Below are 19,966 nucleotides of genomic sequence, written 5' to 3'. Positions count from 1 at the left end.
CCGCGCCCCGACGGATCGCTCGGACCGGGGAGCCTGCGCCCCCACGGATCGTTCCCGTCTCGACTCCCGCGACCGCCCGGCCCCCTCCTGCTTCAGCTCCTGTGGTCTTGTAGGCGCCGTGCTGGCGTTGGGGATTTCGGGAAGCGCCCTTGCGGAGATTGGCGAGGCCCGGGTGCTCGACGGGTTCGAGGACGCGTCCGCGTGGCGCGTGGTGACCTCCAACCAGGTCACCGGCAGCACCCGCGAGGTCACCGGCGAAGACGGCGGGGCGCTGTGCCTGGACTACGACTTCAACGGCGTCTCCGGCTACGTCGGCATCCAGCGCGATCTGGCGATCGAGTACCCGGAGAACTACCGGTTCGGCTTTCGCCTGCGCGGCGAGTCCCCGGCCAACGACCTGCAGTTCAAGCTCATCGACGCCAGCGGCGACAACGTCTGGTGGGTCAACCGTCCGCGCTACGATTTCCCCGCCGAATGGACCGACGTGGGCTACCGGAAGCGCCACATCGACAAGGCCTGGGGGCCCGATCCGGATCCGGCGCTGCGCACCAGCGCCACGCTCGAGTTCACCGTCTACAACAACGCCGGCGGCAGCGGATCGGTCTGCTTCGATGAACTCAAGCTCTCGCCGTTGCCTGTCGACGACGGCGCACCACTGGTGCCGGTGAGCATCGTCGGTTCCGGTGAAACCGGGGATGCGCAGGCTGCTGTGGACGGCGATTCGCGCACCGCCTGGCGGGCGTCGGCCGGGCGGCAGCGGCTGGAACTCGATCTGGGCCGGGCGAGGGAATTCGACGGCCTGCGCCTGGAGTGGCGCGAAGGCGCGCATGCCTCGCGCTACGCAGTCGCGCTGTCGGATGACGGCAGCGACTGGCGCGAGGTGCGCCGCGTCGAGGTGGGCAACGGCGGCGTCGACTGGCTCGCCCTGCCGGAATCCGAGGCGCGACACGTTGCCCTGGTACTGGCAGAAGGTCCCGGGCCGGAGTACGCCTTGGCCGGGCTGCAGCTGCAGCCGATCGGCTTCGCCAGCCACCCAAACGACTTCATCGCGGCCATCGCCGGCGAAGCGCGGCGCGGTCGCTTCCCGCGCGGTTTCAGCGGCGAGCAGCCGTACTGGACCATCCTTGGCGTCGACGGCGGCAGCGACCAGGGCCTGTTCGGCGAAGACGGCGCGGTCGAGGTCGCGCGCGGCGGCTTCAGCATCGAACCGTTCGTGAGGATCGACGACCGGCTGGTCACCTGGGCGGACGTTGAAGCTTCCCAGTCGCTGCAGGACGGCTACCTGCCGATCCCTTCGGTGCACTGGGAGCACCCGGAGCTGCGCCTGGACGTGACCGCCTTCGCCCACGGCGACCGCGGCGATGCGCGGCTGGTCTCCCGCTACCGGCTGGAGAACGCCGGGTCGCGGACCAGGGAATTCGCCCTGGCGCTCGCGATCCGCCCGCTGCAGGTCAACCCCCCGAGCCAGTTCCTCAACACCATCGGCGGGGTGAGCCGGATCGACTCGATCGCGGTGCGCGGACGCAGCGTGACGGTCAACGGAGCCGAGCGCGTGCACCTCTCGCAGGCGCCCGATGCCGCGTTCGCCACGGCGTTCGATGCCGGCATGGCGGTCGCACATCTCGATAGCGACCCGCCCGCCACCCGCACGGCGGTGGACGGGGACGGCCTGGCCTCCGCGGCGCTGCTCTACCGGATGCGCCTGGCGCCCGGCGAGTCGCGCGAGATCGACCTGCGCGCACCGCTGGGCGAGGGCACGCCGGCGCTGGCGACCGGCGCGGCGGACCTTCAGGAGGCGGTGGCGGCGGACTGGCGCGACCAGCTCGACCGGGTCCGCATCGAGGTGCCGGAGGCCGGCCGCGCGCTGGTCGACACCCTGCGTACCTCGCTGGCGCACATGCTGGTCTCGCGCATCGGCCCGCGGCTGCAGCCGGGCACGCGCTCGTACTCGCGCAGCTGGATCCGAGACGGTGCGATGATCTCCGAGGGGCTGCTGCGGATGGGGCGCGAGGACGTGGTGAAGGAATACGTCGAATGGTACGCGCCGTACCAGTTCCGCGACGGCATGGTGCCGTGCTGCGTCGACGATCGCGGCAGCGACCCGGTGCCGGAGAACGACAGCCATGGCGAGCTGATCTTCAACATCGCCGAATACTGGCGCTATACCGGCGACGACGCCTTCCTGGAGCGGATGTGGCCGCACGTGGCCGGTGCGTTCGGTTACATGGAAACGCTGCGCGCCAGCGAGCGGACCGAGGCCAACCGCGCGGTCAACCCGGCCTTCTACGGGATGATGCCGGCCTCGATCAGCCACGAGGGCTACTCGGCCAAACCGATGCATTCGTACTGGGACAATTTCTGGGCGCTGCGCGGCTACAAGGACGCGGTGGAGATCGCCAAGGCCCTCGGGCGCGGCGCCGACGCGCGCAGGATGGCCGCCGCGCGCGACGAGTTCCGCGCCGACCTCTACGCCTCCCTCCAGGCCGCGGCGAGGCTGCACGGCATCGACTATCTGCCCGGCGCGGCCGAACTCGGCGACTTCGATCCGACCTCGACCACCATCGCCCTGGCGCCGGGCGGCGAGCAGGGGCGGCTGCCGCCGGCGCTGCTTCGCAACACCTTCGAGCGCTACTGGCGCGAGTTCGTGCAGCGCCGCGACGGTGCGCGCCAATGGAAGGACTACACGCCCTACGAATGGCGCAACGTCGCCGCGTTCGTGCGGCTGGGCTGGCGCGGGCGGGCCTGGGAGGCGGTGGAGTACTTCTTCGACGACCGCGCGCCGCGCGCCTGGAACCAGTGGGGCGAGGTGGTCTCGCGCACGCCGCGCGAGCCGTTCTTCCTCGGCGATCTGCCGCACGCCTGGGTGGGGTCGGACTTCGTGCGCTCGGCGCTGGACATGTTCGCCTACGTGCGCGAGGTCGACGACAGCGTGGTGCTGGCGGCCGGCATCCCGGCGGACTGGCTGGGCGATGGCATCGGTATCCATGGACTGCGCACGCCACACGGCACGCTCGGCTACGCGATCACGCGTGTAGGCGATGAGCTCGTGCTCGACATCGACGCGGGTACGGCCCTTCCCGCAGGGGGACTGGTGCTGCCCTGGCCTTACCCGGGTGAGCCGGGCGCCGCTACGGTCGATGGACAGGCCGCCAGATGGGAAGGTCCGGAACTGCGGATTCGCGAGGCGCCGGCACAGGTGCGGATCGCGATCCCGTAGAAAAGCGGCCCATGGCGTCTTCCAGAATCCCGTTGTGGCCGGTCCCGCTCGCGATCGCGATCACCCTGGTGGTCGCGGCGCACCTGGCCTGGTGGATCTCGGTGCAAGCGGGCCACATTCCGTTCTGCGTGCCCTATGTCGAGGGCTGCACCTCGATCAGCCGCGCCGCCCGGCACGGGCTGGGCAACCAGCTGTTCCGGTTGCTGGTGCTGCCCTGCGCGCTGCTGGTGGGCCTGCACTGGTGGCTTGCCGCGCGCTGGCTGCGGCTGCGCGGGGGCCGGGGGGCGGCCGCAATGGCCGCGCTTGCGTGGCTGGCGGCATTGTCGCTCGGGGTCTACGCCACGTTCCTGGGCACCGAGGGGGAGGCTTACCGCTTCCTGCGGCGCTATGGCGTGGTCGTGTTCTTCGGCTGCAGCTACCTGGCGCAGGTGCTGTTCCTGCGGCTGGCCGGGGAAGGGGCGGGCCTGGACCGGGTCTCGCGCTCGGGCATGACCGCGGTCTGTGTGGCGATGCTGCTGCTGGGCGTGGTGCACGTGGTCGCCGCGGCGCTGATCGGCGGCAGCGCGCTACAGGACCGGCTCGAGAACGCGCTGGAGTGGCACCTGGGCGTGCTGTTGGTCGGGTGGTACCTGCTGCACGCGCGGCTCTGGGGCGGCGAACGCTATCGCCTGGCGATCGAACGCGGGTCGAGCGGATAAAGGAGCGCCCGTGGGAGACGAAGGCGGGGGGCGGTGCGGCCGCCGCGAGCCGGTCGCGGAGGGCGCAGGATGGGTCCCGCGAGCGGGATCTACCCGGTGCCGCGGGCGCGGGCGATGATGCCGGTGGCGGCGGCGGCGCTGGCCTCGACGCGGTCGTAAGCGCCGTCGGCGAGCCACTGCTTCGGCACCATCCAGGAGCCGCCGATGCACAACACGTTCGGCTGCGCCAGGTAGTCGGCGGCGGTGTCCTCGCCGATGCCGCCGGTCGGGCACAGCTTCAGCCCGGCGAGCGGACCGGCCAGGCCCTTGAGCATCGCCAGGCCGCCGACCGCGCTGGCCGGAAACAGCTTGCAGACCCGGAAGCCGTGCGCCATCAGCGCCAGGAATTCGGTCGGCGTCGCGCCGCCCGGCACCACCGGCAGTGGTGCGCTCGCCAGCGCTTGGGCCAGCGCGGGCGGCGTGCCCGGCGTGACCAGGAAGTCGGCCCCGGCGTCGATCGCCTGGCGCATCTGCGGCTCGTCGAGCACGGTGCCGGCGCCGATCACGATCTCCGGCAGCTCGCGCTTGAGTGCGGCCAGCGTCTCCAGCGCGGCCGGCGTGCGCAGGGTCAGCTCCAGCGTGCGCAGCCCGCCGGCCAGCAGCGCCTCGGCGATGCGGCGGCCCTGGTCGACGCTGTCGACGGTGATCACCGGCAGGATGCCGGCGGCGTGCAGCAGCGCTTCGGCCGCGGCCTGGTGTTCGGAGATGTGCATCGGGTTTCCGTGGCGGGCTTGGTGGATGACGGGACGGGCTCGGGGCGGATGTCGGGTCGCCCCGCTGCGTGGGGCCCGCGAAGGGCGGGCAGCGGAGCCGGTCGGGCGCCGCCGCGCGGGGTCAGGCGTCCTTGGAGTCGTGTGGAGCGGCGATCGCCTCGGGACCGGCGAGCTCGTATTCGGAATCGTACTCCCACCAGTTGGCGCCGTCGTGCTGCGGCGGTCCGCAGGAGATCGAGAGCGCGCCCTGGTCGGCGCGGCCGACCACCTGGCGGTTGACCGCGAACAGGTTGCGGCCGATGTCGAATGCGGGTGGGGTGGTATCGGCCTGCAGTTCGCGCGCCTCCCACTGTTCGGCGGCGACGCGCGCCTCGAGGATGCCGGCCTCGCCGTCCAGCACGATGATGTCGCCGTCGCGCAGGCGCGCGAGCGGGCCGCCGTGCGCGGCCTCGGGCGTGACGTGGATCGCGGCGGGAATTTTGCCCGAAGCGCCCGACAGGCGGCCGTCGGTGACCAGCGCCACGCGCCGCCCCTGGTTCTGCAGCATGCCCAGCAGCGGCGCCAGCGAGTGCAGCTCCGGCATGCCGTTGGCGCGCGGGCCCTGGTAGCGCACCACGGCGACGAAATCGCGGGGCAGGGCGCCGGCCTTGTGCAGGCGGTTGAGCGCCTGGGGCGCGTCCACCACCACCGCCGGCGCCTCGATGCGGCGGAACTCGGGCTTGACCGCCGACAGCTTGATCAGCGAGCGGCCGAGGTTGCCGTGGAGCAGGCGCAGCCCGCCCTGCGCTTCGAACGGGGCCGATGCCGGGCGCACCACGGTCTCGTCCGCACTGGCCGCCACGCCCGGGGCGTAGGCGAGCGCGCCGTCGGCGACGCGCGGCTCGTCGCAGTAGGCGCGCATGCCCCCGGCGACGATGGTGGGGATGTCGGCGTGCATCAGCCCGGCGTCGAGCAGCTCGCGGAACACGTAGGCGATGCCGCCGGCCGCGGCGAAGCGGTTCACGTCGGCCTCGCCGTTGGGATAGACCCGCGCCAGCAGCGGCACGATCGCGGAAAGCGCGTCCATGTCGTCCCAGGTCAGCACGACGCCGGCGGCGCGCGCCACCGCGATCCAGTGGATGGTGTGGTTGGTCGAACCGCCGGTGGCCATCAGCGCAACCAGCGCATTGACGATGGCGCGCTCGTCGACCAGGCGCCCGATGGGCCGGTAGTCCGCGCCGAGGGCGGTGATCCGCAGCGCCCGCTCCACCGATGCCTGGGTGAAGGCCTCGCGCAGCGCCGTGCCGGGATTGATGAACGACGAGCCCGGCAGCTGCAGGCCCATCGCCTCGAGCAGCACCTGGTTGGAGTTGGCGGTGCCGTAGAAGGTGCAGGTGCCGGGGGAGTGGTAGGACCCGGCTTCCGCCTCCAGCAGCTCCTCGCGGGTGGCCTCGCCGGCGGCGTAGCGCTCGCGCACCTCGGCTTTCTGCTTGTTGGGGATGCCCGGGGGCATCGGCCCGGCCGGCACGAACACCGCCGGCAGGTGGCCGAACGCGAGCGCGCCGATCAGCAGGCCGGGCACGATCTTGTCGCAGATGCCCAGGTAGACGGCGCTGTCGAACATGTCGTGCGAAAGCGAGATCGCGGTCGCCTGGGCGATCACGTCGCGCGAGAACAGCGACAGTTCCATGCCGGCACGGCCCTGGGTGACGCCATCGCACATCGCCGGGACCCCGCCGGCGACCTGCGCGGTCGCGCCGAGCGCGCGCGCGGCGCGGCGGATCGACTCGGGGTAGCTCTCGTACGGCTGGTGCGCCGAGAGCATGTCGTTGTAGGCGCTGACGATGCCGAGGTTCGGGGTGGCCTCGCCGCGCAGGCGCGCCTTGTCGCCGGGCCCGCAGGCGGCGAAGCCGTGCGCCAGATTGCCGCAGCTGAGGCTGCCGCGCAGCGGGCCGGCGCGATGCATGGCCTCGATGCCGTCGAGATAGGCGCGCCTGGCGTCGCGGCTGCGCTCGCGGATGCGCTCGGTGATCGCGTGGAAGCGGGGATTCAGCTGCATAGGGGGGAAGTCACGCCTGGTCCTGGGTGGGGCCGGCCGCTGCCGCGCCGGAATGGCCGGCAGCGGTCACGGGCACCAGTGCACGTGCAAGGGTGCCCCGGGGGTGGTGAAGGCGATGCGTGCCGGGTACTCGTGCGCGTCGTCGCCGGCGAGCACGCGGTCCAGCAGCTCGCGCTTCTTCGCGCCGCGGATCAACAGCAGCCGGGTATGCGCCGGGCGCAGCCCCGCCGGGGTCAGGCTGATGCGACGCAGCCAGTTTCCGGCGCCGGAACAGCCGCTGGCGTCGGTGGCGACATACGGTGCGCTGCTGGCCAGCGCCCGGTCGAGATCGCGCATGCGCGGGAACAGCGACGCGGTATGCCCGTCCTCGCCCATGCCCAGCACCACCACGTCCGCCGGTTGGCGGGCATGCATGTTGGCGGTGGCGACCGCCTCCTCGATGCTGCGCCCGGCGCGCGTCAGGGTCTCGAAGCGCGCGCCGGCGGCGTTGCGCTGCAGCAGCGACTCGCGCACCAGCCGGGCGTTGCTGTCCGGGTCGTCCGGCATCAACCAGCGCTCGTCGACCAGCGCCACGTCGATCCGCTCCCATTCCAGCGGCGCCTTGGACAGCGCCGCATACACCGCCGCCGGCGTGGTGCCGCCCGAAAGCAGCAGGCGCGCGCGCGGGCGCTCCTGCAGGCTGCGGCCGAGCGAGGAAGAGATCGAGACCGCCGCGCCCCAGGTCCACTGGGTCTCGGAGTCGTACACATGCAGGTGCACCGATTCCCGGGCCGCGCCTGCGCCGGGGGAACGGGGCTCGCTCATGCCGCCGCCCTCGCGGTAAACGCGCGGCCCGCGACTGCCGCGGCGCCGAGCAACCCGGGCTCCGGATGCAGCACCGCCACCGACGGCACCCGTGCCATGTTGGAGGAGAACCGGCCCTTGTGTTCGAAGCGCTGGCGGAAGCCAGAATGCTGCAGGGCGCCGAGCATCTTCGGCACCATGCCGCCGGTCAGGAACGCCCCGTCCCAGGCGCCGACGGTGAGCACCAGATCGCCGGCGATCGCCCCGAACACCGCGCAGAACACGTCGACCGCGCGCATGCACCGCGCATCGCCAGCCTGCGCGCGGGCGGTGACGTCGGATGGGGTGACCGGCCCCGGGTCCTCGCCGGCGATCTCGGAAAGCGCGCGGTGGATGTTGACCAGGCCGGGGCCGCAGATCAGCCGCTCGTTGGAGACCCGCCCGAATTGGCGCGACAGTCGATCCAGGATCGCCAGCTCCTCGGGTGTGCCGGGCGGGAAGCTGACATGCCCGCCCTCGGACTCGAGCGGGTAGTGGCGGCCGTCGCGGGTGACCAGGGTGCCCACCCCCAGGCCGGTGCCGGGGCCGATCACCGCGTAGGTGCAGTCGGCCACTCCCTCGTGCGGACGCCAGGCGGCGCCGCCGACGACCGCGACATCGCTTTGGCGGAGCAGCGGGATCGCCATCGCCTGGGCCGCGAAGTCGTTGATCAGCAGCGCCTCGCCGAGCCCGAGCTGGCCGGTCAGGCGCGGGCGCGAGATCACCCACGGGTGGTTGGTGATGCGCGCCTCGTCGCCGTCGACGCGCCCGGCCACCGCGAACACGCCGTCGCCGACCTGGGCGCCGGTCTGGCCGAGGTAGTGCTGGGCGGCATCGGCCAGCGAGGGAAACTCGGTGACCGGGTACTTGAGGATGCTGTCGTCGAGCAGCGGCCGCGGCAGCGCCACGTCGGCCAGCGCAAAACGCGCGTTGGTACCGCCGATATCGGCGAGCAGGACGTGGCCGGCGGCCGGTTTCACGGCCTGCGCCCGCCGTTGCCGGACAGCGTGCCGGGCAGGAACTGCTTCGCCTCGGGCGGTCCCCAGGAGCCGGCCGGGTAGGGGCGGGTGCCGATGCCCGCGGCCTGCCAGGCGTCGCTGACGCTGTCGATCCAGCGCCACGCGGCCTCGACCTCGTCGTCGCGAACGAACAGGGTCTGGTCGCCCTTGAGCGCGTCGACCATCAGCCGCTCGTAGGCGATGCGGCGTTTGGGCGTGGGCGACATCGTCAGGTCCAGCGACATCGGCTGCAGCTCGGTGGCGCCCCATTCCGGCGCGGCCAGGCTGCCCATCAGGCCGAGTTCGATGGTTTCTTCCGGCTGCAGCCGCATGCGCAGGCGGTTGGACCGCGCACGCTCGGCGCTGGGGCGCTCGAACAACCAGTGCGAGACCGGGCGGAACGACACCACCACCTCGGTGGCGCGCGCCGGCATGCGCTTGCCGGTGACCAGCCGGAACGGCACCCCGGCCCAGCGCCAGTTGTCGATCCATGCGCGCAGCGCGACGAAGGTCTCCACGTCGCTCTCGTGGCTGAAGCCCTTGACCGCCTGGCCGTCGACCACGCCGTCGCCGTAGCGGCCGCGCACGCTGTCGCGTGCCGCGTCGGCGGCGGTCATCGGCCGCAGCGCCCGCAGCACCTTGCGCTTCTCGTCGCGAATGCTGTCGGCGTCGAGGTTGGAGGGCGGTTCCAGCGCGATCAACGCCAGCAGCTGGAGCATGTGGTTCTGGACCATGTCGCGCAGCGCGCCATAGCCGGCGTAGTAGCCTTCGCGGCCGTCGACGCCGGCGGTCTCGGCGACGATGATGTCGACCGATTCGATCCAGCGCCGTTCCCACACGCCTTCCAGCAGGGTGTTGCCGAAACGCAGCGCCAGCAGGTTCTGCACCGGCGCCTTGCCCAGGTAGTGGTCGATGCGGAAGATCCGCGACTCGTCGAGGTTGGCGCGCAGGGTGGCGTTGATTTCCCGCGCCGAGGCCAGGTCGTGGCCGATCGGCTTCTCCAGCACCAGGCGCGACGGGTCCTCCAGCAGCCCGGCGGCCTTGAGCCCCAGGCAGGCCGGCTCGAACAGGTTCGGCGGAATCGACAGATAGCTCACCGCCGGGCGGTCGCCATAGCGCGACAGCGTGGCCGCCATCGCTTCGGTGTCGTTGAGGTCGAGCGCGTGGTACACCGTGCGCCGCAGCAGTTCCTCGAGCGCCTCGGCGTCGCGCTGGTCGCCATCGTCCAGGCGCTGGCGCAGCCACCCGCGGAAGCCGGCATCGTCGTGCTCGCTGCGCCCGATCGCGACCACCCGGAACCGGTCCGGGAGGCGGTGGTCGCGCAGCAGGTGGAACAGCGATGGGAACAGGTAGCGCTGGGCGAGGTCGCCGGTGGCGCCGAACAGCAGCAGGGTGTCGTGCATCGCTACTCCGGTGGGGGTTGGTCTCAATCGGGTAGCGGGTCGGCCAGGCTGCTGCCGTGGCTGGCGATCACGCGACCATACCAGCGCGCACTGTCCTTGGGGGTGCGCTGCTGGGTTTCGTAATTTACATGAACGATACCAAAGCGCTTGGAATACCCCAACGACCATTCGAGGTTGTCCAGCAGCGACCAGGCCATGTAGCCGCGCACGTCCACCCCGGCCTCGATCGCCTCGTGGATCGCCCGCAGGTGCTTGCGCAGGTAGTCGATCCGCAGCGGGTCGCGGATGCGGCCGCCCTCGGCCACAGGCGGGTCGAAGAAGGCCGCACCGTTCTCGGTGACGTAGAGCGGGGTGTCGCCGTAGGTGTCCTTGAACCACAGCAGCAGGTCGGTGAGGCCCTGCGGAAACACCTCCCAGCCGGTTTCGGTATAGGTGCCGAGCGGCTGCCTGACCGCGCCGGCCTTGAGCGGATAGCTGTCGTCCGCGCGGGTCACGCTGCGGGTGTAGTAGTTGATGCCGACGAAGTCGAGCGGTTGGCGGATCAGTTCGAAATCGGCCTGCGGCCATTCGGGCCAGGCGTCGCCGAAGATCTCGGGCATCCGCTCCGGGTAGCGGCCGAGCAGCGCCGGGTGCAGGTACTGTTCGTTCATGTAGGCATGCGCCCGCGCCACCGCCGCGGCGTCCTCGGCGCTGTCGCTGGCCGGATACTTCGGCTCGATGTTCACCACCAGGCCGATCTGGTGGGCGCCATCGGCGCGATAGGCCTGCACCGCCGCACCGTGCGCGCGCATCAGGTTGTGCGAGGCGATCGGCGCCTCGTAGCGGCTGCGGTGGCCCGGCGCCAGCGCGCCGTGCAGGTAGCCGCCGTCGGTGACCACCCAGGGCTCGTTGAGGGTCACCCATTTCTTCACCCGGCCGTCCAGCGCGCGGTACAGCACGCTACCGTACTCGGCGAACCAGTCGGCGCTGTCGCGGTTGAGCCAGCCGCCGCGGTCGTCCAGGGCCGCCGGCAGGTCCCAGTGGTACAGGGTGAGCAGCGGCTCGATGCCGTTCTCGAGCAGCGCATCGACCAGCCCGGAATAGAAGTCCAGCCCGGCCTGGTTCACCCGGCCGGTGCCCTCCGGAAGGATCCGCGACCAGGACACGCTGAAGCGATAGGCGGTCAGGCCCAGCTCGCGCATCAGCGCCACGTCCTGGCGCCAGCGCCGGTAATGGTCGCAGGCGACGTCGCCGGTATCGCCGTTCAGGGTCATCCCGGGGGTATGGGCGAACCGGGTCCAGATGCTCGGCCCGGCGCCATCGGCCAGCGGCGAGCCCTCGATCTGGTGCGCGGCCGTGGCCGCGCCCCACAGGAACCCCTGCGGAAACCGGAAATCCTTGCCCGTCTGACTCATCTGCCCTTCCTCCGCCGCGGCTGCGTGCGTGTAAACGATTACATGGCAGAATACCGCAAGCGTCGGGCGAGTGTAATCGCCCGCTGCCGCGGACCGGACCGGGCGCATGCGTATGCGGCCGGAGTTGCGGGCACTACGTGGAGGGCGAATGGCCGCAGTCCAGCTGGAGGAAGTGCGCAAGGTCTATCCGGACGGCTTCGTCGCCGTCGAGGGCGCGAGCTTCGAGGTCGCCGACGGCGAGTTGCTGGTGCTGGTCGGGCCCTCGGGCTGCGGCAAGTCCACCCTGCTGCGGATGATCGCCGGCCTGGAGGCGGTCAGCGCCGGCACCCTGCGTATCGGCGACCGGGTGGTCAACGAGGTGGCGCCGAAGGACCGCGACATCGCCATGGTGTTCCAGAGCTATGCCCTCTATCCGCACATGACCGTGGCCGAGAACCTCGGTTTCGGGCTGAAGCTGCGCGGCTACGACCGCGCGGCGGTAGCCGAGCGCGTCGACGATGCCGCCCGCACGCTGGGGCTGGAAGAGCTGCTGCAGCGGCGCCCGGCGGCGCTGTCGGGCGGCCAGCGCCAGCGCGTGGCGCTGGGCCGGGCGCTGGTGCGCAAGCCGCAGGTGTTCCTGCTGGACGAGCCGCTCTCCAACCTGGATGCCAAGCTGCGGATGTCGATGCGGGTCGAGATCGCACGCCTGCACCGGCGCCTCGGCGCGACCATGGTTTACGTCACCCACGACCAGATCGAGGCGATGACGCTCGGCCAGCGCATCGTGGTGCTCGACCGCGGTCGCATCCAGCAGATCGACGCGCCGATGGCCCTGTACGAGAAGCCCGCCAATCTGTTCGTGGCGACCTTCCTCGGCAGCCCGGCGATGAACGTGCTGCGCGGCGTGCTGGTGAGCGAGGATGGCCCGGCGCTGGTGCTCGACGACGGCACCCGGCTGGCGCTGCCGGCGGACGACGTGCCCGGGTCGCGGTTCGGGACCCGGGTCGATATCGGGATCCGTCCGGAACACCTGCTGCGCCGCGGCGGCGGCGACGAAGGTGGCGCCGGCGGCCTCGCGCCCACCGTGGACGTGGTCGAGCCGGTGGGCAACGAGGTCTTCGTCAACATGACCCTGGGAACCCACCCCCTGGTGGCGAGGCTTCCGCCGGGCGAGCTGCCCGAACCCGGGACCGGGTTGCCGCTGCGCGCCGCACCGGGACGGCTGCATGTCTTCGACCCGGAAAGCGGGCGACGGCTGGAACCCTGATCGAGCGCTGGTGCTCTCTTTGACTGGCGCTCTCTTTGACGCGTCCTCTGGCCGCGGGCGGCGAGGTGCTCCGGCGGGTGGGCGGCGCTTTTCCGGGTTGGCCGACCGCGGGTGTGTCCGGTCAGGAGTGCGGCGAATCCGGGTATGGCCGACCGCCCGGGCCTTCGCGTGCATGGCACGCTCCTACGCAAAGCGCCGGCTGCACAATCACGGCAGCGGCGTGCGCATGCCGACCGCGAGGCGGTTCCAGCCGTTGATCTCGACCACCAGGAAACTCAGTTCGGCGATCGCCGTTTCGTCGAAGTGCTCGAGCAGCGGCGCGTAGTCGGCGTCCGCTGCGCCGCTGCGCTCGATCCGGGTCAGCGACTCGGCCCAGCCGAGCGCCGCGCGCTCGCCGGCATCGAACAGCCGGCTCTCGCGCCAGCCGGCCAGGGTGTCGAGACGCCGCTGGTCCTCGCCCGCCTCGCGCAGTTCGCGGGCGTGCATGTCCAGGCAGTAGGCGCAGCCGTTGATCTGCGACACGCGCAGTTTCACCAGCCCGGACAGGCGCGGGCCGAGACTGGCACCGTGCAGGGACTCGGCCAGGGCGAGCATCGCCTTGAAGGCTTTCGGGGCGAGCTTGGGATAGGGAACGCGGGGATGCTGCGACATGGGAGGCTCCGGAAGTGGCGGCCGCCATGGCCGCTTCACCGGGAGGACGGGCGAACGCCCGTCCACGTGACAGCCGCGCTCAATGCAGCCGCAGCTTGTCCGGATTCATCTGGTTGAGCACTTCCACGATCCGGTCGCCGTCGCTGACGATCGTGGTGATCATCTGCAGCTGCCCGTGCAGGAAGCGCAGCCCGGCCGCTTCGCCGTTCACGCGGCCGATCCGCCACTGGGCCTCGGCCGGCACCCGCCGCGCGACCGCCCAGTAGAGGCGGGCGATGCGCTCGGCGCCTTCCAGCGGGCGCAGCGCGGCCACCGCCTTGCCGCCGCCATCCGAGAGCAGCCGCGCGTCGGCATGCAGCAGCCCCACGATCGCCTCGCGATCGCCGCTGGCCGACGCCTCGAGGAAGCGCGCCAGCAGTTCGCGGTGGCGCTCGGGCGCGACGCCGGGAAAGCGCGCACGTCCCGCCTGCAGGCGTTCGCGCGCCCGGTGCACCATCTGCCGGCAGTTGGCCTCGCCGTGGCCCAGCATCGCGGCGATGTGCGCGTAGTCGTAGTCGAAGACCTCGCGCAGCAGGAATGCCGCGCGTTCTTCCGGGCCGAGGCGCTCGAGCAGGGCGAGGAAGGCCAGCGAGATCTGCTCGGCGAGTTCGGCGCGGCCGGCGGGGCCGGGCGAGTCGTCGATGGTGAGCGGCTCGGGCAGCCACGGGCCGACGTAGTCGGTGCGCGCGGTCCGCGCCAGGCGCAGGCGATCGATGCCGAGGCGGGTGACGGTGGCCACCAGCCATCCGGCCGGGTCGCGCACCGCCGCCGGATCGGCCTGGCGCCAGCGCAGCCAGGCGTCCTGCACCGTGTCCTCGGCATCGGCGCGGCTGCCCAGCATCCGGTAGGCCAGGGCCAGCAGGCGCGGGCGGTGGGTCTCGAAGGTGTGGTCGTGCGGGGTCATGGTGGGAGGGACGGCTTGCGGTACGTGATCGTGACACCGGCCCGCGGTCGGCGTGCAGATGACGGACCGACTCCGCCTGGCCGGCAGCGCCCGTCGGCTGCTCCCGGGTGGGGCGATTGTGCGCTGCGGTAAAATGGCCCCTGCCCACGCCACCTCGCAGGCCGCCGTGACCAGTTGCCAGCCCCCCGTCATCCGCCAGGACGACTTCATCCAGAGCGTCGCCGACGCGCTGCAGTACATCAGCTACTACCACCCGACCGACTACATCCGCAACCTGGCGGCGGCCTGGGAGCGCGAGGAAAGCCCGGCGGCGAAGGACGCGATGGCGCAGATCCTGATCAACTCGCGGATGTGCGCCGAGGGCCACCGCCCGATCTGCCAGGACACCGGCATCGTCACGGTGTTCCTGAAGATCGGCATGGACGTGCGCTGGGACGCCGCGATGGGGATCCAGCAGATGGTCGACGAAGGCGTGCGCCGCGCCTATGCGCACGCCGGCAACAAGCTGCGCGCCTCGGTGCTGGCGGATCCGGCCGGGCTGCGCCGCAACACCAGCGACAACACTCCCGCGGTGGTCAATATGACGGTGGTGCCGGGCAGTACCGTCGATGTGATCGTCGCCGCCAAGGGCGGCGGATCGGAGGCGAAGTCGAAGTTCGCGATGCTCAATCCGTCCGATTCGATCGTCGACTGGGTGCTGAAGACGGTGCCGACGATGGGCGCTGGCTGGTGCCCGCCGGGGATGCTCGGCATCGGCATCGGCGGGACCGCGGAGAAGGCGATGTTGCTGGCCAAGGAGGCGCTGATGGAGCCGATCGACATCGGCGACCTCAGGGCGCGCGGGCCGTCGAACCGGCTGGAGGAGCTGCGGCTGGAGATCTTCGACAAGGTCAACGCACTGGGCATCGGCGCGCAGGGCCTGGGTGGCCTGACCACGGTGCTGGACATCAAGATCCGGGACTATCCCACCCATGCCGCCAACCTGCCGGTGGCGCTGATCCCCAACTGCGCCGCCACCCGGCACGCCCATTTCGTGCTCGACGGCTCCGGCCCGGTGGCGCTGGAGCCGCCCTCGCTCGAGGACTGGCCGAAGCTGACCTACGACGCCTCGAAGGGGCGTCGGGTGGACCTGGACAGCGTGACCCGCGACGAGGTCGCCAGCTGGAAGCCGGGCGAGGTGCTGCTGCTCAACGGCAGGCTGCTCACCGGTCGCGACGCCGCGCACAAGCGCATCGTCGGCATGCTCGACCGCGGCGAGCCGCTGCCGGTGGAGTTCAGCGGGCGCTTCATCTACTACGTCGGCCCGGTCGACCCGGTGCGCGACGAGGCGGTGGGACCGGCCGGCCCCACCACCGCCACCCGGATGGACAAGTTCACCGACCAGGTGCTGGAGCAGACCGGCCTGCTCGGCATGATCGGCAAGGCCGAGCGCGGCCCGGCCGCGATCGAGGCCATCCGCAGGCATCGCTCGGTGTACCTGATGGCGGTCGGCGGCGCAGCCTACCTGGTCTCCAAGGCGATCAGGGCCGCGCGCGTGGTCGGCTTCGAGGACCTGGGCATGGAAGCGATCTACGAGTTCACCGTGCAGGACATGCCGGTGACGGTGGCGGTGGATTCGGCCGGGGAATCGGTGCACCGGACCGGTCCGCGCGAGTGGCAGGCGCGCATCGGCAGGATCCCGGTGGTGGTCGAGACGGGTTGAGCATGTGGACGCGGCGTAGCGCACACGCGGCGGTTTGCGCGTCGCGGCCGCCGCCACTCCGCAGTGCTTCGCGGATGGCGGCGGCCCGATCCGGCCGGGCAAGGTCGCGTCGCGGCAGGGTGCGCGCATAATCCATCCCCACCGTTCGAAGCGGAGAAGCCGATGACCGCGACACTCTATTACGCTCCCAGCACCGCCGCCCTGGTGGTGCACTGGCTGCTGATCGAGCTGGAGGTGCCGCACGAGCTGCGGGCGCTCGATTTCGAACGGCGCGAGCAGAAGTCGCCGGAATACCTGGCGCTCAACCCCGCCGGCGTGGTGCCGACCCTGGTGCTGGACGGCGAGGTCCTGACCGAATCGACCGCCATCGTCATGCACCTGGCAGACCTGCACCGGCAGGCGCAGCTGGCGCCGGCCCCCGGCACGGTGGAGCGGGCGCACTACTACCGCTGGATGTGTTTCGCTGCGAACACGCTGCTGCCGGCCTACCGCGGCTGGTTCTATCCCGACGAACCCGCCGGCGAGGCCCACCAGCTGGAGGCGAAGGCGCACGCGCGCGAACGGATCGAGACCGCGTGGCAGCGGGTGGCGGATCATCTCGGCGCCGGCGGTCCCTGCCTGCTCGGCGAGCGCGTCTCGGCGGCGGACTTCATGTTCACCATGCTCATGCGCTGGTCGCGCAACATGCCGCGGCCCAGCGACGAGTGGCCCGAGCTGCGCGCGCATGCGCAGCGGATGAAGGCACGGCCGGCGTTCCAGGAAGCCTGCCGACGCGAGGGCATCAGCGACTGGCTCTGAGCGGGGATCCGCCCCCGCGATCCGATCAGCCCAGGAACTGCAGCCGCGCCAGGTCCGCGTACAGGCCGCCCTCGGCCAGCAGCGCCTCGTGGGTGCCAACGGCCACGATCCGGCCCTGGTCCATCACCACGATGCGGTCGGCCTTGAGCACGGTGGCCAAGCGGTGGGCGATCACCAGCGTGGTGCGGCCCTGCATCAGGTTCTCGAGTGCGTGCTGCACCGCGCGTTCGCTCTGCGCGTCGAGCGCCGAGGTCGCCTCGTCGAGCAGCAGGATCGGTGCGTCGCGCAGCAGCGCCCGGGCGATCACCACGCGCTGCTGCTGGCCGCCGGACAGGCGCGCGCCGCGTTCGCCCAGCTGTTCGTCGTAGCCGTTGGGCAACGCGGCGATGAACGCATGCGCCTCGGCGGAGGCCGCCGCGGCCTCCACCTCGGCGTCGCTGGCCTCCAGGCGGCCGTAGCGGATGTTGTCGCGCGCGCTGGCTGCGAAGATGGTCGGCTGCTGCGGGACCAGCGCGATCTGCTCGCGCAGCGCGACCGGATCGAGCGCGCGCACGTCGACGCCGTCGATCGCCACCGCGCCGGCCTGGGGATCGTGGAAACGCAGCAGCAGCGCGAACACGGTGCTCTTGCCGGCGCCGGAGGGCCCGACCAGCGCGACCGTCTCGCCGGGCCGGACGTGCAGCGAGAATTCCTCCAGCGCCGGCGTCTCGGCGCGCGCCGGGTAGTGGAAGGTGACGCCGTCGAATCGCAGTTCGCCGCGCACCGGCGCAGGCAGCGACTGCGGACGCACCGGTGCCTGCAGCCTGGAATCCTCGACCAGCAGTTCGTTGATCCGCCCCATGCCGCCGGCGGCGCGCTGCAGCTCGTTCCAGACCTCGGCCAGGGCGCCGACCGAGCCGCCGCCGAGCAGGGCGTACAGCACGAACTGACCGAGCGTGCCCGGGGTGAGCGTGCCGGCGGCGACGTCGTGCGCGCCCGACCACAGCACGATGGTGATCGCGCCGAAGATGGCGGTGATCGCGACCGCCGTCACCATCGCCTGCACCCCGATCCGCCGCCGCGCGGTGGCCACCGAGCGCGCCACCGCCTCGGCGAAGCGGCCGCGTTCCCAGCCCTCGCGGGCGTGCGCCTGCACGGTGCGGATCGCGCCGAGAGTCTCGGCGGCCAGGGTATTGGCGTCGGCGACGCGATCCTGGGCGCTGCGCGAGATCTTCTGCAATCGGCGCCCCCCCAGCACCAGCGGCAGCACGAAGACCGGGATCCCGACCAGGGTGTAGGCCGCCAGCCGCGGGCTGGTGACCACCAGCATGGTCACGCTGCCCAGCACCATCACCACGCTGCGCAGCGCCACCGACATCCCCGAGCCGACCACGCCGCGCAGCAGCTCGGTGTCGGCCGAAAGGCGCGAGACCAGCTCGCCGCTGCGGGTGCGCTCGTAGAACGCCTGGTCCAGGCCCACCAGGTGACCGTACAGCCGGGTGCGCAGGTCGGCGATCACCCGCTCGCCCAGCAGCGAGACGAAGAAGAAGCGCGCGGCGGTGGCGATCGCCAGTGCCACCGCGACCACGAACAGCAGCGCGAATGCGGCATCGATATCGCTGCCTTCGCCGAAGCCGCGGTCGATCATCGTCCGTACCGCCAGCGGCAGGCTGAGCGTCGCCGCGGACGAGGCCGCCAGCGCCAGCAGCCACGCGGCCAGCAGGCCGCGCTGGCGCAGCACGAACGGCCACAGCGTGCGCAGGGTGCCGACCGGCGCCCTGGCGCGGGCGTCCTCGACGCCCGCGGCCGGTGGAGCGGGTGGTGGTTCGGGGGAGCGGTCGGCCATCGGGTCGGGAAAGTTCCTGGGGCCGCGCCGGGCGGGCCGGTGCGGACGTGGAAGGGTCGAACCCGGGCTGCAGCTCAGGTGCGCTCGATGTCGAAACGTACCCGGTCCCGTGTGGCGTCGCGCAGCCGGGTTTTCAAGTCGTCGACGCGCGCCGCGGGCAGGCGGAGGCGGAAATGCGCGCCATCGGCGGCGAACGCCTCGTCGAGTTTTTCGGCTGCAAAGGACTCCAGCGCGGCGTGTACCGCGCCCAGATCGTCGAAACCGGTATGGAGCACCAGTTCCCGCTGTGCGACCAGCGGCCGCCGCCCGGCCAGGCGCAGGCATTCCGCGGCGGCGCCGCCGTACGCGCGGACCAGGCCGCCGACCCCGAGCTTGACGCCGCCGAACCAGCGCGCGACCACCACCGCCACCCGGTCGAAGCCCTGGCCGTCGATCGCCGCCAGGATCGGCCGGCCAGCGGTGCCGGCGGGCTCGCCGTCGTCGCTGGAGCGGTAATCACCGCCGATGCGCCAGGCCCAGCAGTTGTGGGTGGCGTCGGCCACCGCGACTTCCTGCAGCCACGCCTGGGCCGCGGCAGGGCTCTCGGCCGCTGCCGCGCGCGCGTGGAAGCGGCTGTGCCTGACCTCGATCGCGTGCGAGGCGGGCGCGGCGAGGGTGTCCAGGCTCATTCGTCCAGCAGTCCGGCCAGGTCGTCGGGCAGCGCGACCTCGGGGTGGCGGCGGTGGAACTCGCGCAGGCTGTCGCGCGCGGCCTCGAGCTCGCCTTCGTCGCGCAGCTCGCGGATCCGCGCCAGCCAGGCGCGATGCACGCGCGGCGAGTCGGCGGTGGCGGGCGGAGCGTCGTCCAGCGGCTGGTCGTGGAACGTGCGTTCCTCGATCGGCGCCGACTCCAGGACGCCGAGGTCGGCAGGATCGCGCTGGTCGCCCACGGACTGCGCGGTGACCGCGGACCCACGTACGCGCTCGCGGCCGATCGCGGTGTCGGTGGCGCTCGCCGGCGCGGACCGCGCGCGTTCGGGTTCGGCCGCGACGCCGGCGTCGATCGACGGCGCGGGTGGAGCTGGCGGAACCGGAACCGGAACCGGCGCAGGCGCAGGCGCGATCTCGCGCCTGCGCGCCGCCTGCCGGCGCAGTTCCTCGCCACGTGCCTGCATCGCCTCGCGCTCGTCCCCGGCCATCCGCGCCCGCTGGGCCTGCACGGCGGACGGTGCGTCCGGGCGTGGCGCGGCCGTATCGGCGGGTGCGGGCCGGGCCGCAGGCGCTGGTGGCGGTTGCCGATCCGGTGCGTCGGCCTCCCGCGGGACCTCCAGCCGGGGCCTGGCGGCCTGCGCGCGCGCCGGATCGTCGCGGGCGATCGATGCGATTTCACCGCGCGGCGTCTCGTCCGGCGGCGCGGCCGGGAAGGGCTCCGGCTGGGGCCGCAACTGCCAGGCGATGCCCACCGCCAGCGCCAGCGATGCGGCCACGCCGAGCGCGGCCG

At 72.1% G+C, this 19,966-nt stretch carries 16 protein-coding genes; 5 read left to right on the top strand and 11 right to left on the bottom strand.

Annotated features, from left to right (window positions below):
• Positions 1 to 118: 118 nt before the first annotated feature.
• Positions 119 to 3,217: a discoidin domain-containing protein gene (locus tag QFW77_RS01350; protein ID WP_280572357.1), complete on the top strand. Its 3,099-nt coding sequence runs from the start codon at positions 119 to 121 to the stop codon at positions 3,215 to 3,217.
• Positions 3,218 to 3,228: 11 nt separating this feature from the next.
• Positions 3,229 to 3,915: a hypothetical protein gene (locus tag QFW77_RS01345; protein WP_280572356.1), complete on the top strand. Its 687-nt coding sequence runs from the start codon at positions 3,229 to 3,231 to the stop codon at positions 3,913 to 3,915.
• An 89-nt stretch (positions 3,916 to 4,004) separates the two neighbouring features.
• On the opposite strand, the gene eda is transcribed toward QFW77_RS01345, so the two are convergent.
• The 6 genes from eda to QFW77_RS01315 form a co-directional block, all read right to left on the bottom strand.
• On the bottom strand, positions 4,005 to 4,667 hold the full coding sequence (eda, locus tag QFW77_RS01340) for a bifunctional 4-hydroxy-2-oxoglutarate aldolase/2-dehydro-3-deoxy-phosphogluconate aldolase (protein WP_280572355.1): 663 nt from the start codon (positions 4,665 to 4,667) through the stop codon (positions 4,005 to 4,007).
• Between the two features lie 121 nt (positions 4,668 to 4,788).
• On the bottom strand, positions 4,789 to 6,705 hold the full coding sequence (gene edd, locus QFW77_RS01335) for a phosphogluconate dehydratase (RefSeq protein WP_280572354.1): 1,917 nt from the start codon (positions 6,703 to 6,705) through the stop codon (positions 4,789 to 4,791).
• Between the two features lie 66 nt (positions 6,706 to 6,771).
• Positions 6,772 to 7,509, bottom strand: coding sequence for a 6-phosphogluconolactonase (gene pgl, locus QFW77_RS01330; RefSeq protein WP_280572353.1), 738 nt, complete (start codon positions 7,507 to 7,509; stop codon positions 6,772 to 6,774).
• Positions 7,506 to 8,507 (bottom strand): glucokinase, encoded by a 1,002-nt coding sequence (gene glk, locus QFW77_RS01325; protein ID WP_280572352.1) that lies wholly within the window; start codon positions 8,505 to 8,507, stop codon positions 7,506 to 7,508. The genes pgl and glk overlap by 4 nt, the downstream gene beginning before the upstream one ends.
• Positions 8,504 to 9,928 (bottom strand): glucose-6-phosphate dehydrogenase, encoded by a 1,425-nt coding sequence (gene zwf / locus QFW77_RS01320; RefSeq protein WP_280572351.1) that lies wholly within the window; start codon positions 9,926 to 9,928, stop codon positions 8,504 to 8,506. The genes glk and zwf overlap by 4 nt, the downstream gene beginning before the upstream one ends.
• A 23-nt stretch (positions 9,929 to 9,951) precedes the next feature.
• Positions 9,952 to 11,322 (bottom strand): GH1 family beta-glucosidase, encoded by a 1,371-nt coding sequence (locus tag QFW77_RS01315; protein WP_280572350.1) that lies wholly within the window; start codon positions 11,320 to 11,322, stop codon positions 9,952 to 9,954.
• Positions 11,323 to 11,470: 148 nt separating this feature from the next.
• Here QFW77_RS01315 and QFW77_RS01310 point away from each other — a divergent pair, with 148 nt between their 5' ends.
• Entirely contained in the window at positions 11,471 to 12,568 is a 1,098-nt protein-coding gene (locus QFW77_RS01310; protein WP_280572349.1) for an ABC transporter ATP-binding protein, read from the top strand.
• 207 nt (positions 12,569 to 12,775) lie between these two features.
• Here the strand turns inward: QFW77_RS01310 and QFW77_RS01305 are convergent, their stop codons facing one another.
• Positions 12,776 to 13,219 (bottom strand): carboxymuconolactone decarboxylase family protein, encoded by a 444-nt coding sequence (locus QFW77_RS01305; protein ID WP_280572347.1) that lies wholly within the window; start codon positions 13,217 to 13,219, stop codon positions 12,776 to 12,778.
• Positions 13,220 to 13,298: 79 nt separating this feature from the next.
• Positions 13,299 to 14,162 (bottom strand): RNA polymerase sigma-70 factor, encoded by an 864-nt coding sequence (locus QFW77_RS01300; RefSeq protein ID WP_280572346.1) that lies wholly within the window; start codon positions 14,160 to 14,162, stop codon positions 13,299 to 13,301.
• A 133-nt stretch (positions 14,163 to 14,295) separates the two neighbouring features.
• Here QFW77_RS01300 and QFW77_RS01295 point away from each other — a divergent pair, with 133 nt between their 5' ends.
• Positions 14,296 to 15,864: a fumarate hydratase gene (locus QFW77_RS01295; RefSeq protein ID WP_280572345.1), complete on the top strand. Its 1,569-nt coding sequence runs from the start codon at positions 14,296 to 14,298 to the stop codon at positions 15,862 to 15,864.
• Between the two features lie 162 nt (positions 15,865 to 16,026).
• Positions 16,027 to 16,662, top strand: coding sequence for a glutathione S-transferase family protein (locus tag QFW77_RS01290; RefSeq protein WP_280572344.1), 636 nt, complete (start codon positions 16,027 to 16,029; stop codon positions 16,660 to 16,662).
• 25 nt (positions 16,663 to 16,687) lie between these two features.
• Here QFW77_RS01290 and QFW77_RS01285 read toward each other — a convergent pair whose 3' ends face one another.
• From QFW77_RS01285 to QFW77_RS01275, 3 genes are all read right to left on the bottom strand, one after another.
• Positions 16,688 to 18,487 carry an ABC transporter transmembrane domain-containing protein gene (locus QFW77_RS01285; protein WP_280572343.1) on the bottom strand — a complete coding sequence of 600 codons (1,800 nt, stop codon included), beginning with the start codon at positions 18,485 to 18,487 and terminating at the stop codon, positions 16,688 to 16,690.
• Positions 18,488 to 18,561: 74 nt separating this feature from the next.
• Positions 18,562 to 19,155, bottom strand: coding sequence for an IMPACT family protein (locus QFW77_RS01280; RefSeq protein WP_280572341.1), 594 nt, complete (start codon positions 19,153 to 19,155; stop codon positions 18,562 to 18,564).
• A partial coding sequence (locus QFW77_RS01275) for a hypothetical protein (RefSeq protein WP_280572339.1) occupies positions 19,152 to 19,966 on the bottom strand: 815 nt, incomplete at its 5' end. The genes QFW77_RS01275 and QFW77_RS01280, both read right to left, overlap by 4 nt.

Origin of the sequence: Luteimonas endophytica (assembly GCF_029887875.1) — a bacterium.
In the GTDB taxonomy this organism is placed as follows: domain Bacteria; phylum Pseudomonadota; class Gammaproteobacteria; order Xanthomonadales; family Xanthomonadaceae; genus Luteimonas; species Luteimonas endophytica.
Note: the sequence above shows the minus strand (reverse complement) of the source record. Positions and strands in the feature narration are given on the sequence as shown.